Genomic DNA, 12,818 nt, shown 5'->3' on the forward strand with positions numbered 1-12,818 from the left:
CGGGCGGCATCACCAGAAGAAAAGCATGTCCAAGAATAAAATGATTTTCGGCTTCCACGCCGTCACCTCGCGCCTGCGCCATGAAGCTTCCTCCGTGGAGGAAATCTTCGTCGACGTGGGCCGCAACGACCGCCGCATGACCGACCTGGTGGCCAACGCCAAGTCGCTCGGCGTGCGCGTGATGCCCGTGGATTCCACCCGCCTCGACAAGATCGTCGGCACCCACCGCCACCAGGGCGTGATCGCCTTTGCGCAGCAGATTTCGCTGGCGCGCAACCTGGACGAGCTGCTGGACGCCATCGAAGGCCCGCCGCTGCTGCTGGTGCTGGACGGCATTACCGACCCGCACAACCTGGGCGCCTGCCTGCGCGTGGCCGACGGCGCCGGCGCGCACGCGGTCATCGTGCCGAAGGACCGCGCGGTAGGCCTGAACGCCACCGCCGCCAAAGTGGCGTCCGGCGCGGCTGAGAACGTGCCTTACATCACCGTGACCAATCTGGCGCGCACGCTGCGCGACCTGAAGGACCGCGATATCTGGCTGATCGGCACCTCCGACGACGGCGAGAAGAACCTGTACCAGTCCGACTTCACCGGCCCCACGGCGCTGGTGATGGGTTCGGAAGGCGAGGGCATGCGCCGCCTGACCCGCGAGACCTGCGACATGCTGGTCAGCATCCCCATGTTCGGCACCGTCGAGAGCCTGAACGTATCGGTCGCCTCCGGCGTCTGTCTGTACGAGGCGCGCCGCCAGCGCCTCGTCAAAGAAGGCTGATTCCAGCCGTCCGCCGGGGCGCCGCAGCGCCCCGGCAAAACCTCCCCCTGCCAAGCAACCCGTAACCGAATACGCTACCATGCGTTATCGGTCTTAATCCTTTGCCGCCATGTTCCGCAACCTGCGCCAAGACATCAACAGCATCATCGAACGCGACCCCGCCGCCCGCAACGGTTGGGAGGTGCTGACCTGTTATCCCGGCTTGCAGGCCATTGTCATGCACCGCTGGGCGCACTGGTGCTGGACGCACGGCCTGAAATGGCCGGGCCGCTTCATTTCCTACCTGGCGCGCATCGTCACCGGCATCGAGATCCACCCCGGCGCCCGGATCGGCCGCCGCGTGTTCATCGACCACGGCTTTGGCGTGGTGATAGGCGAAACCGCCGTGGTGGGGGACGACTGCACCATCTACCAGGGCGTGACCCTGGGTGGCACCTCGCTGCACACCGGCAGCAAGCGCCACCCCACGCTGGAGCGCGGCGTCATTATCGGCGCGGGCGCCAAGGTGCTGGGCGCGTTCACGGTGGGCGAATACGCGAAGGTGGGCTCCAACGCGGTGCTGCTCAAGCCCGTGCCTGCGGGCGCCACGGCGGTGGGCAATCCGGCCCACATCATCGACAAGGAAGCGCTCAGCGTCAGCCCGTCCGCCAAGATGTTCTCGGCCTACGGCATCACCGCCAATGGCGACGATCCGCTCATCAAGGCCCTGCGCGCGCTGATAGACCAGGCTGCGGCGCAGGAGCAGCAGATCGAACGCATGGCCGCCACCATGAAGGCTGCGGGGCTGGATTGTCCATCCGTGCCCGAGTGCGATAAATTCAATTCCGCCCAGCTGAACCGGCTGGTGGACTGATCACCAGGCGGACGCGGGCTTGCTGCCCGCCGGCCCCTGGAAACTCGCCGCCAGGAACTCCACGAACACCTTCACCTTGGGCGACAGCTTGTGCTTTTCCGGGTAGATGGCGTGGATGTCCGCAGGCGGCGTGGCGTAGTCCTCCAGCACGATCTGCAGCCGTCCCGAGCGGATGTATTTCGCGATATCCCATTCCGCCCGCAGCAGCAGGCCGTGGCCGTCCAGCGCCCAGTTCAGCGCTACCTCGCCGTCGTTGCTGCTCAGGGTGCCGCGCACCTTCACCGTTTCCGTCTGCCGCCCCTTGGTGAAACGCCAGGTGCCGTAGGCCGCGTCGTTCTGGCGCAGCACGATGCAGTTGAAGCGCGCCAGGTCGTTCGGCGCCTTGGGCACGCCATGCTGCTTCAGGTAGGACGGCGCCGCGCACACCAGCCGCCGGTTGGCCGCGATCCTGGTCGCCACCACGCGCGCGTCCGGCACCTCGCCGAAGCGGATGCCGATATCGAAGGACTCGTCGATGAGGCTGAGCGGATGGTCGCTCAGCTGCAGCTGCACTTCCACGTCCGGATAGCGCTTCACGAAATTGGAGACGATGGGCGTGATGTAGGTGCGCCCGAAACCCAGCGGCGCATTCACCCGCAGCAGCCCCTTGGGCGCGGCGCGGTCCTGCGACAGCTGCCGTTCCAGTTCCTCCAGCTCGCCCAGGATGCGCACCGCGTTGGCGTAATACAGCTCGCCCGCGTCGGTCACGCTCAGGCGGCGCGTGGTGCGGTTCAGCAGCAGCACGCCCAGCTCCTGCTCCAGTTTGCCCAGCCGCTTGCTTACCGAGGCGGGCGTGACCCCCAGCTCGCGCGCCGCGCCGGACAGGCTGCCTTCCTTGACGATCTGGACGAAAAACGCCAGTTCGGATGGATCGATCATCTTTAACTCCAGAGAACAAGTAGCATAACTTTACACGCATTCCATAACTTTTGTGCCGCACTACACTGTGTTCACGGTGCTGTTGCATCCCATACAAATCTTAAGGAGATATCCATGCGTATCCATAAAATTGCAGCGATTCCAGCCGATGGCATCGGCCCCGAAGTGATCGCAGCCGGTCTGGAAGTGCTGAACGCGCTCGCCAGCCACGACGGCGGCTTCAAGTTCGACATCGAGCACTTCCCATGGAGCTCGGACTACTACCTGGAGCACGGCTACTACATCCCCGAAGGCGGCCTGGAACAGCTGAAAGCCTTCGACGCCATCTTCTTCGGCGCGGTGGGCAGCCAGCAGGTGCCGGACCACGTGTCGCTGTGGGGCTTGCGCCTGCCCATCGCGCAGGGCTTCGACCAGTACGCCAATGTGCGCCCGGCGCGCGTGCTGCCAGGCGTGCAAAGCCCGCTGAAAGGCGGCGAGGATATCGACTGGGTGATCGTGCGCGAAAACTCGGAAGGCGAATACGCGGGCAACGGCGGGCGCACGCACCGCGGCCTGCCGATTGAAACCGCCACCGAGACCGCCGTGTTCACCCGCGCCGGCGTGGAGCGCATCCACCGCTTCGCCTTTGAGCTGGCGCAGAAGCGTCCTGCCAAACACCTCACGCTGGTCACCAAGTCCAACGCGCAGCGCTTCGGCATGGTGATGTGGGACGAGATCTTCTACGAAGTGGCGGCCGATTTCCCGGACGTGAAAGTGGACCGCGAACTAGTGGACGCCGTCACCACCCGCATGGTGCTCAAGCCGAAGACGCTGGACGTGATCGTGGCCACCAATCTGCACGCGGACATCCTGTCCGACCTGGCCGCCGCGCTGTCGGGCAGCCTGGGCATCGGCCCCACGGCCAACCTGAATCCCGAGCGCGCGTTCCCGTCCATGTTCGAGCCTATCCACGGCTCCGCCTTCGACATTACCGGCAAGGGCATCGCGAATCCGGTGGCCACCTTCTGGACCGCCGCCATGATGCTGGAGCACCTGGGCGAGCAGGGCGCCGCCAAGCGCCTGATGCAGGCCATAGAAGCCGTCACGGCGGACAAGGTCCACACGCCCGACCTGGGCGGCAAGGCCACCACGGCCGACGTGACCCGCGCAGTGTGCGAATTCATCCGCGCCGGCAAATAAAGCAAGCCACCCGCGCTCCAAGGCGGCCACAGAGCCGCCGCGCGCTCACACATATCGGAGACTGATCATGAAAAGAACCCGCAAGTTCCTGGGGACGCTATATGTGCAAGTCCTCATCGCCGTGGCAGCAGGCATTGTGCTCGGCGTGCTCGACCCCGAGATGGGCGCCAAGCTCAAACCGCTGGGCGACGCCTTCATCAAACTGATCAAGATGGTGTTCGCGCCGGTGATCTTCGCCACCGTGGTGCTGGGCATCGCGAAGATGGAAAGCATGAAGGACCTGGGCCGCGTCGGTGGGCGCGCGCTGATTTACTTCGAAGTGATGTCCACCTTCGCGCTGGGCCTGGGCCTGCTGGCGGTGAACTTGGTGGGACCGGGCGTGGGCATGAATATCGACCCGCACACGCTGGACACCAAGAGCATCTCCACCTACACGGCGGCCGCCGCCAAGCCTGCGACCTTCATGGACTTCGTGCTGGGCATGATACCGGGCAGCGTGGTGGACGCTTTCGCCAAGAACGAGATCCTGCAGATCCTCGTGTTCTCCATCATGTTCGGCGTGGCGTTGGCGCACCTGGGCAGCCGCGCCAAGCCGGTGGTGAGCTTCCTGGACTCCTTCTCCAACGCCATGTTCTACATCGTGGGCCTGGTGATGCGGGTGGCGCCGATTGCGGCGTTCGGCGCCATCTCCTTCACGGTGGGTAAATACGGCTTCTCGTCCATCGCCAAGCTGGCCCAGCTCATGGGCACCATGTATCTGACCTGCTTCCTGTTTGTGTTCGTGGTGCTGGGCGTGGTGGCGCGCATCTCGGGCTTCAGCCTGTGGAAGTTCCTCAAGTACCTGCGGGCCGAGATCTTCACCGTGCTGGGCACCAGCTCGTCCGAGTCCGTGGTGCCACAGCTGATGCACAAGCTGGAGCAGGTCGGCTGCTCCAAGCCGGTGGTGGGGCTGGTGGTGCCGTCGGGGCTGACCTTCAACCCGGACGGGCAGTGCATCTACTACACCATGGCCGCCATCTTTATTGCGCAGGCGACCAACACGCATCTGTCGCTGATGGACCAGCTGCTGGTGCTGGGCGTGCTGATGCTGACCTCCAAAGGCTCGGCGGGCGTTACCGGTTCCGGCTTCATCACCCTGGCCGCCACGCTGGCCTCGATGGGCAAGATACCGGTGGAGGGCATGGTGCTGCTGCTGGGTGTGGACCGCTTCATGTCCGAAGCGCGCGCCATCACCAACACCATAGGCAACGCGGTCGGCACCATGGCGATTGCGCGCTGGGTCGGAGGCCTGGACCGGGCGCGGGCCGACGCTGTGCTCAACGGCACTGCGGATATGGAAGTGCTGTACGGCGAGCCAGTCGCCAGGGATGTCGAAGACGCTCCGCAGCCTGTCGTGCGCATGGCCATGGAAGGAGCGGTGCGCCATGGCTAAGCTGATCGGTTGGGAACGCCGCCTCCTGCGCGACATGTTCGACGCCGCCATCGCCGCTGCGCAGCCGGGGCTGTGCATTCCTCCGCATCTGCCGCCGGCGCCGAAGGGCCGCACCATCGTCATCGGCGCGGGCAAGGCCAGCGCTGCGATGGCGCAGGCGGTCGAGCGCAACTGGCCCGGCCAACTGGAAGGGCTGGTCGTCACACGCTACGGCTACGCGGTGCCGTGCGAACGCATCGAGATCGCTGAAGCCGCGCACCCGGTGCCGGACGAAGCAGGCCACCGCGCCGCCCAGCGCATGCTGGACCTGGTGCTGGGCCTGAGCCCGGACGACCTGGTGATCTGCCTGATCTCCGGGGGCGGCTCCGCGCTGCTGCCGCTGCCCGCGCCCGGCGTCACGATGGCCGAAAAGCAGGCCGTCAACCAGGCTTTGCTGGCCAGCGGCGCCACCATCTCCGAGATGAACTGCGTGCGCCGCCACATCTCGGCCATCAAGGGCGGCAGGCTGGCGGCGGCCTGCGCGCCGGCCCGCGTGGTGACACTGCTAATCTCCGATGTGCCCGGAGACGATCCCATTGACATCGCCTCCGGCCCCACCGCGCCGGACCCCAGCACCTGTGCGGACGCGTTGGCCATCCTGTCCCGCTACCGCATCGCCGCGCCGGACAGCGTGCTGGCGCTGCTGCGCAGCGGCGATGGCGAAACCGTCAAGCCCGGCGACGGGCGCTTGGCCGCGTCCGAACTGCGCATGGCCGTCACGCCCCGCATGGCCCTGGAGGCCAGCGCCCGCCTGGCGCGCGGCGCAGGCATCCGCACCTACATCCTCGGCGACAGCCTGGAAGGCGAAGCGCGCGACGTCGGCAAGGCCATGGCGGGTATGGCGCGCTATGCAGCACTGTACGGCGAACCGTTCGAAAAGCCCTGCGTCCTGCTCTCCGGCGGCGAGACCACGGTCACGCTGCGCGGCAAGGGGCGGGGCGGGCGCAACGTCGAGTTCCTGCTGGCGCTGGGCGTGGCGCTGGAGGGGCAGGAGGGCGTGTACGCGCTGGCCGGCGACACCGACGGCGTGGACGGCGTGGAGGAAATCGCCGGCGCCATCCTCACGCCGGACACCTTGGCGCGCGCCGCCGCGCAAGGTCTGCGGCCCCGGCTCAGCCTCGACAACAACGACGGCCACGGCTTTTTCCAGGCCCTGGGGGACTCCGTCGTGACCGGCCCCACGCTCACCAACGTCAACGACTTCCGCGCCATCCTTATTACCTGAGGTAGATTATGGTAAATTCGGCTATGTAACTTGTCGAATGAAGGAATATGCATGACTAACGAAGCGGACAACGCCAACCTGCTGGACCCATTCGAGACCCGCGTGCTCGCCGTCCTGGCAGAAAAAGAAGCCCTCACGCCCGACAACTACCCGATGTCGCTGAACGCCATCACCAACGGCTGCAACCAGCTCTCCAGCCGCGACCCGGTGATGTCGATTTCGGAGGAAACCGTGGCCGACGTGCTGCAGCGGCTCATGCAGCGCAAGTTCGTCAACGGCATTACGCAGGCCGGCGCGCGCGTGACCAAGTACGAGCACCGCATGCGCATCAAGTGGTCGCTGGAGCAGGACAAGGTGGCAGTGCTGACGGTGCTGATGCTGCGCGGCCTGCAGACCGCCGGCGAAATCCGCACCCGCACGGGCCGCCTGCACGACTTCAAGTCCGTGGCCGACGTGGAACTGGCGCTGCAATTCCTGATCGACAAATACCCGCCGCTGGCCGCCAAGCTGCCGCTGGCGCCGGGCACCAAGGAGCCGCGCTACGGCCACCTGCTGCAAGGCGAAGAAGCGCTGGCGCGCGAAGAGACCGCCGCCAGCTACGGCGGCAGCACCAGCACCCCGGCCCAGGGCAGCCGCGTCGCCCAGCTCGAAGCCGAAGTCGCCCAGTTGCGCCAGGACTTCACCGACCTGGCCGCCCAGTTCGAGCAGTTCAAGAAACAGTTCGAGTAATTTGCTGGCGATTCAGGCTATTGGCAAAGTATCTGGATCTCGTGCTGGGCCGGATTTTTCCCCTTGCGATAAGTGAGCTTGCATTTGGTAACGCTGTCATCGATTTTTTTCGACAGCGTTACTTCGTTCATCGCTCCGTAGGCGCACTGCATCCATTTCCCGTCGGGGAAATTTCCTTCCAACGGATAGGTATAAGACCACTCCATTTTGCCGCGATGAGTCGTGAACTCCGCAAGCTCTCCAAACTTTCCGGGTGGTCCGTCGATAGGGGCTGCGGCGTGCAGATACAAGGGCTTTGTGACATCCGGCTGCCATTCAGCAGGTACTCCGATGACTTTGATCGATGCCGCCGGTATCGCCGCAGGGCAGTCGATTTGCTGCGCCGCTGCTATTGCAGCATGTGCGACAAAGATGGATGAGCCCCATACGGTCAGGCGGCGCGTTGATCGTATCCATAGGGGGGAAGGGATGCGCATATTTTATTCAATCACAAAGAATGCGTTTGCATTGTCGCTAGGGCGGATGAACCGCCCCTTCTTGTCCTTGCCCTGTGCTCGTATGAACCTTGCGTTCACTTCCGTTTTCTTCTCATTCTTCCACTGATCCATCACATAAATACAGTTGATGCCTTGCCGCAGATACAGGGCTGCATGGTTGCCGTGGCTGTTGTTCGCATATCGGCCATCTAAAAAGGTAGCGATCGCAGTTCCTTTTTTTAGCAAAGTATTGCCGAGTACTGCGTCACCTTGCCGCCAGACTGAAGTAACTGGAGCGCCAGCATATTCCTGGACCAGTGCGACGCATTGATGCGATCCAACCAGGGCTGAGCCTTCAAGTTCGTCAACTTTTGAGTAAGTGTATGGCATATGCAACTCCAATCAAAAAAGTGGATGTGCTGACACCTTACGTTCGGGGTGGGAATGACTTCTTGTGCTACCTCAAAAGCGCTGCGTGGCAGCGGCAGGAAACTGGCGGCCGAGGAGTTGCCGATGGGGTAAGCTATGGAAAATTGCGCTTGACTTGGAGTGCACTCCAACTTCTACCATGGCTTCATGACAGCTTCACTCACGATACAACAGACGGCCGAGGCGTGCGGACTGAGCGTCCATACGCTGCGCTACTACGAGCGGATCGGCTTGATCAAGCCGATTCCGCGCCGTAGCAATGGGCACCGGCTCTACCGGGCGGAAGACCTCAACTGGATAGCCTTCCTGCTGCGGCTGCGCGCCACCGGCATGTCGATCGAAGAGATGCAGCGTTATGCGCAATTGCGGGAGCAGGGCGAACTGCTGTCCAGCGTGGCCGAACGCAAAGCCATGCTGGCCCGGCACACCGCCGCCGTCGAGGAAGAGGTAAGGGCGATGCAGGAGACGCTGGCCTATCTGCACCAGAAAATTGCGCTGTACTCCACTTTGGAATCCGAACTGCAATCAAAGGAGAAACAGCATGGAAAGCACGCGATATGAACGGGGATTGGCGCGCCTGCGCGAAGTAGACGGCAGCGCCGGCGACAAGGTGATCGAGTCGCTGGCGGACATCAGCCCGGACCTGGGCAAATACATCATTGAATTCGGCTTCGGCGACATCTATTCCCGCCCCGGCCTGACGCTGCAGCAGCGCGAACTGGCCACCGTCGCCGCGCTCACCGCGCTGGGCACGGCGCAGCCGCAGCTCAAGGTGCACATCGCCGCAGCGCTGAACGTCGGCCTCTCCCGCACCGAGATCATCGAGACCATGCTGCAAATGAGCCTCTACGCGGGCTTCCCGGCTGCGCTGAACGGCGTGTTCGCAGCCAAGGAAGTGTTCGCGTCGCACGAACCGGCGTGACTACATGGCGTCGGCCAGCTCGCGCACCGCGTCAACTGCATCCAGGATCGCTTCGCTGGTGGCGGGCGCGCGCAGGGGCGGGTTGATGCGGTAGCCGCCCACCGAGGCCACCGCGTCGCGGATCGCCAGGAACACGGAGAAGGGCAGCAGCAGCGGCGGCTCGCCCACCGCCTTGGAGCGGTGGATGCTGTCGAAGGGGTTGCGGTTCTTGAAAAGCTGCACGTCGAAGTCTTCCGGGCAGTCGGACACGCCCGGAATCTTGTACGTCGACGGCGCATGCGTCATCAGCTTGCCCGCCTTGTTCCACCACAGTTCTTCCGTCGTCAGCCAGCCCATGCCCTGGATGAATGCGCCTTCCACCTGGCCCACGTCGATGGCCGGGTTCAGCGAGTTGCCCGCGTCGTACAGGGCGTTCACCTTCAGCAGCTTCCATTCGCCGGTCAGCGTGTCGACCACCACTTCGGACACCGAGGCGCCATAAGCGTAGTAGCCGAAAGGGTTGCCGGTCATGGACTCGCGGTCCCAGCTCAGGCCCGGCGTGGCGTAGAAGCCGTCGGACCACAGCTGCACGCGCGCCAGGTAGGCTTTCTGCACCAGGTCCGGGAAGCTCAGCGTGGTACTGCCCGCATAGACCACGCCGTTGGCGAACACCACGGCGGCAGGCTCGCAGCCATAGGTCTTGGCGGCGAACTCGCGCAGGCGGCGGTTCAGCGTGGCGGCGGCGTCCTGCGCGGCCTTGCCATTCAGGTCAGCGCCGGTGGATGCGGCCGTGGCCGAAGTATTGGCGACCTTGCTGGTGTCCGTGGCGCTGGCGCGCACGCGGGCCAGCGGGATGCCCAGTTCATGCGCCACCACCTGGCACACCTTGGTGTTGATGCCTTGGCCCATCTCGGTGCCGCCGTGGTTCACCAGCACCGAGCCGTCTGTGTAGATGTGCACCAGCGCGCCCGCCTGGTTGAAGTGGGTGACGTTGAATGCGATGCCGAACTTCACCGGCGTGAGCGCCAGGCCTTTTTTCAGCACAGGGCTGCCGGCGTTGAACGCCTGGATGGCTTCGCGGCGCGCGCGGTAGGCGCTGTCGTTTTCCAGCTGGGCCACCAGTTCGTGGATCACGTTGTCGACCACCTTCTGGCCGTACTGCGTGTAGTTGCGGCCTTCCTCGTCGTTGCGGCCGTAGAAGTTGGTCTTGCGGACGTCCAGCGCGTCCTTGCCCAGGTTGCGCGCGATCTCGTCGACGATGTATTCGATGGCGATGGCGCCCTGCGGTCCGCCGAAGCCCCGGAAGGCCGTGTTGGACTGCGTGTTGGTCTTGCCCGCCATGGCGCGGATGTCCACATCCGACAAATAGTAGGTGTTGTCGAAGTGGCAGATGGCGCGCGTGGCGACGGGCGCGGACAGGTCGGCCGAGAAGCCGGCGCGCGACACCATCTCCACCTTGGCGGCGGTGATCAGGCCGTTGTCGTCATAGCCCATCTCGTATTCGTAGTAGAAGCAGTGGCGCTTGCCGGTCACCATCATGTCGTCGTCGCGGTCGGCGCGCAGCTTGACCGGGCGTTTCAGGTGCGCGGCGCAGACGGCGGCGCAGGCTGCCCACAGCGCGGACTGCGATTCCTTGCCGCCGAACGCACCGCCCATGCGGCGGCATTCAATCACCACCGCGTGCGACGCGATGTGCAGGGCGTGCGCCACCACGTGCTGCATCTCGGTGGGGTGCTGGGTGGAGCAGTAGACGTGCATGCCGCCCGCTTCCTTCGGCAGGGCATACGAGATCTGGCCCTCCAGGTAGAACTGCTCCTGGCCGCCCACGTGCAGTTTGCCCTTCAGTATGTGCTTGGAGCGCTCGAACGCAGCCTTGGCGTCGCCGCGCGTGAGGCGCATGGGCGGCACCACGAAGGACTCGGCGTCGCGCGCCGCTTCCGGCGTCAGGATGGCGGGCAGTTCCTCGTACTGGATGTCGGCCTTACGCGCGGCGTGGCGCGCCTGGTCGTGGCTTTCCGCCACCACGATAAAGATGGGCTGGCCCACGTATTCAACCTTTTCCTCTGCCAGGATCGGATCGTCGTGGATAATCGGGCCGCAGTCATTGGTGCCGGGTATGTCCTTGTAGGTGTAGACGGCCACCACGCCCGGCATGGCTTTCACCGGCTCCAGGTTGATGGACAAGATGCGCGCGTGCGCTTTCGGCGACAAGCCCAGCGCGGCGTGCAGCGTGCCTTGCGCCTCGGGGATGTCGTCGGTGTAGGTAGCTTCGCCCAGCACGTGCAGGATGGCCGATTCGTGCGGGTGGTTCTGGCCGACTTCGGCCCAGCCCTGGGCTGCGCCGATAGTCATGAACGCTTCCGATTTGCTGTTCATGCGGCGGTCCTTTCTTTGTATGCAAACGCGTTGATCGAGGTGGCCGGCAGCGCGTCGTCGGGACGCGATTCGAGCCAGAAGCGGCGCAGCAGGTTCTGCGCGGTCTTCATGCGGTAGCTGGCCGTGGCGCGCATGTCGGTCAGCGGCGTGTAGTCCTGCGCCAGCGCTGCCATGCCTGCTTTCAGCGTGTCTTCATTCCACGGCTTGCCGTTGATGGCGGCTTCCGCGAGCGGAGCACGCCTGGAAGTGGCTGCCATGCCGCCGTAGGCGATGTGCGCGTTGCGCACCACGCCGTCCTCCAGTGTGATGCAGTAGGCGGCGGCGACGGCGGAAATATCCTGGTCGTAGCGCTTGGCCAGCTTGTAGGTGCGGAACTGCTGCTTTGGCTGCGGCAGCGGCACGCGCACGGCTTCGACGAACTCGCCCGGCTGCCAGTTCTTCTTCATGTAGTCCAGATAGAAGTCCTGCAGCAGCATGCTGCGGCGGCCTTGCGAGCCGTTCAGCACAATCTCGGCGCCCAGCACGATGAGCCAGGGCGCGGAGTCGCCGATGGGCGAACCGTTGGCCACGCTGCCGCCCAGCGTGCCGGTGCTGCGGATGGGCTGCGAGGCGAAGCGCTGCCATAGTTCATGCAGCGAGGCGTTCTTGTACAAGTCGCCCACGGAACGGTAGGCGTCGTCCAGCGACACGGCCGCGCCGATTTCCAGCATGCCGTCCACCATGCCCAGCTGGTGCAGCTCCTGCACCTGGCGCACGTAGATCACGTCGCCCAGGTTGCGCATCTGCTTGGTCACCCACAGGCCCACGTCGGTGGAACCGGCCAGGATGGTGGCGGTGGGCTTGGCGGCGCGCAGTTCGGCCAGCTCGGCCAGGGTGCGCGGCGCGTGGAAGGTCTGGCCGTCGTGGGTGTAGCTGAACATGGTGTCGCGTTGCAGGCCGCGCAGGGCGGCCACCAGTGCCTCCCGGTCGAAATGCACGGCGGGCAGTTCGCCCATGCGGTGCGCGGCGCCGATAATGGGGCGGTAGCCCGTGCAGCGGCACAGGTTACCGGACAGGGTCTCGTCGATTTGTTTTCGGCACAGGGGTTCCGCTTGGCTCTCCTGTTTCAGGTACAAGCTCCACAAGGACATGGCGAAGCCCGGCGTACAGAAGCCGCATTGCGAACCGTGGCATTCGACCAGTGCTTCCTGCACCGGGTGCAGGCCGCCGTCCTTCTGCTTCAGGTCCTCCACCGAGAACACGGCCTTGCCGTCCAGCGTGGGCAGGAACTGGATGCACGAGTTAACGTTGCGCATTTCCAGTTCACCGTCCACCAGCGAGCCGATGACGACGGTGCAGGCGCCGCAGTCGCCTTCGGCACAGCCTTCCTTGGTGCCGGTGCAGTGCTGGTCTTCGCGCAAATGCTGAAGCAGCGTGCGGGTGGGCGATGCCGAAGCGACTTCCTGCACGCGCCCCTGGTAGTAAAAACGAATCGGGTGAGACATGGTGC

13 protein-coding genes are annotated in these 12,818 nt (G+C 64.7%); 8 read left to right on the forward strand and 5 right to left on the reverse strand.

Going from position 1 to position 12,818, the window contains the following annotated elements; translation table 11 throughout:
* Nucleotides 1-25: 25 nt before the first annotated feature.
* Both rlmB and cysE read left to right on the forward strand, forming a co-directional pair.
* Nucleotides 26-772 (forward strand): 23S rRNA (guanosine(2251)-2'-O)-methyltransferase RlmB, encoded by a 747-nt coding sequence (gene rlmB / locus KT882_RS12830; protein ID WP_057155534.1) that lies wholly within the window; start codon nucleotides 26-28, stop codon nucleotides 770-772.
* Nucleotides 773-881: 109 nt separating this feature from the next.
* Nucleotides 882-1,625, forward strand: a complete 744-nt coding sequence (gene cysE / locus KT882_RS12835; protein WP_228896035.1) for a serine O-acetyltransferase — start codon at nucleotides 882-884, stop codon at nucleotides 1,623-1,625.
* On the opposite strand, the gene KT882_RS12840 is transcribed toward cysE, so the two are convergent.
* Nucleotides 1,626-2,543: a LysR substrate-binding domain-containing protein gene (locus KT882_RS12840; RefSeq protein WP_161072141.1), complete on the reverse strand. Its 918-nt coding sequence runs from the start codon at nucleotides 2,541-2,543 to the stop codon at nucleotides 1,626-1,628.
* A 114-nt stretch (nucleotides 2,544-2,657) separates the two neighbouring features.
* Between KT882_RS12840 and KT882_RS12845 the strand changes: the two genes are divergently transcribed.
* The 4 genes from KT882_RS12845 (at nucleotide 2,658) to KT882_RS12860 (ending at nucleotide 7,147) form a co-directional block, all read left to right on the forward strand.
* Nucleotides 2,658-3,722, forward strand: coding sequence for a tartrate dehydrogenase (locus KT882_RS12845; RefSeq protein WP_161072140.1), 1,065 nt, complete (start codon nucleotides 2,658-2,660; stop codon nucleotides 3,720-3,722).
* A 67-nt stretch (nucleotides 3,723-3,789) separates the two neighbouring features.
* The gene (locus KT882_RS12850) at nucleotides 3,790-5,154 is read left to right on the forward strand and encodes a dicarboxylate/amino acid:cation symporter (RefSeq protein ID WP_161072139.1); all 1,365 of its coding nucleotides are present in this window, start codon (nucleotides 3,790-3,792) and stop codon (nucleotides 5,152-5,154) included.
* The gene (locus KT882_RS12855) at nucleotides 5,147-6,418 is read left to right on the forward strand and encodes a glycerate kinase type-2 family protein (RefSeq protein WP_228896037.1); all 1,272 of its coding nucleotides are present in this window, start codon (nucleotides 5,147-5,149) and stop codon (nucleotides 6,416-6,418) included. The genes KT882_RS12850 and KT882_RS12855 overlap by 8 nt, the downstream gene beginning before the upstream one ends.
* A gap of 51 nt (nucleotides 6,419-6,469) precedes the next feature.
* Nucleotides 6,470-7,147, forward strand: a complete 678-nt coding sequence (locus tag KT882_RS12860) for a YceH family protein (RefSeq protein ID WP_161072137.1) — start codon at nucleotides 6,470-6,472, stop codon at nucleotides 7,145-7,147.
* Nucleotides 7,148-7,164: 17 nt separating this feature from the next.
* Here the strand turns inward: KT882_RS12860 and KT882_RS12865 are convergent, their stop codons facing one another.
* Complete coding sequence (locus tag KT882_RS12865) at nucleotides 7,165-7,623, reverse strand: STY0301 family protein (protein WP_161072136.1); 459 nt, start codon at nucleotides 7,621-7,623, stop codon at nucleotides 7,165-7,167.
* Nucleotides 7,624-7,626: 3 nt separating this feature from the next.
* Nucleotides 7,627-8,013, reverse strand: a complete 387-nt coding sequence (locus KT882_RS12870) for a BPSL0067 family protein (protein WP_228896039.1) — start codon at nucleotides 8,011-8,013, stop codon at nucleotides 7,627-7,629.
* A gap of 186 nt (nucleotides 8,014-8,199) precedes the next feature.
* Here KT882_RS12870 and KT882_RS12875 point away from each other — a divergent pair, with 186 nt between their 5' ends.
* On the forward strand, nucleotides 8,200-8,613 hold the full coding sequence (locus KT882_RS12875) for a MerR family transcriptional regulator (RefSeq protein WP_161072134.1): 414 nt from the start codon (nucleotides 8,200-8,202) through the stop codon (nucleotides 8,611-8,613).
* Nucleotides 8,594-8,974 carry a carboxymuconolactone decarboxylase family protein gene (locus KT882_RS12880; RefSeq protein WP_161072133.1) on the forward strand — a complete coding sequence of 127 codons (381 nt, stop codon included), beginning with the start codon at nucleotides 8,594-8,596 and terminating at the stop codon, nucleotides 8,972-8,974. The genes KT882_RS12875 and KT882_RS12880 overlap by 20 nt, the downstream gene beginning before the upstream one ends.
* Here the strand turns inward: KT882_RS12880 and xdhB are convergent, their stop codons facing one another.
* Both xdhB and xdhA read right to left on the reverse strand, forming a co-directional pair.
* Entirely contained in the window at nucleotides 8,975-11,329 is a 2,355-nt protein-coding gene (gene xdhB / locus KT882_RS12885; protein ID WP_228896041.1) for a xanthine dehydrogenase molybdopterin binding subunit, read from the reverse strand.
* Nucleotides 11,326-12,813 carry a xanthine dehydrogenase small subunit gene (gene xdhA / locus KT882_RS12890; RefSeq protein ID WP_228896043.1) on the reverse strand — a complete coding sequence of 496 codons (1,488 nt, stop codon included), beginning with the start codon at nucleotides 12,811-12,813 and terminating at the stop codon, nucleotides 11,326-11,328. The genes xdhB and xdhA overlap by 4 nt, the downstream gene beginning before the upstream one ends.
* Between the last annotated feature and the right edge of the window lie 5 nt (nucleotides 12,814-12,818).

The organism is Pseudoduganella aquatica (assembly GCF_020865585.1).
Classification (GTDB): Bacteria; Pseudomonadota; Gammaproteobacteria; order Burkholderiales; family Burkholderiaceae_D; genus Rugamonas; species Rugamonas aquatica_A.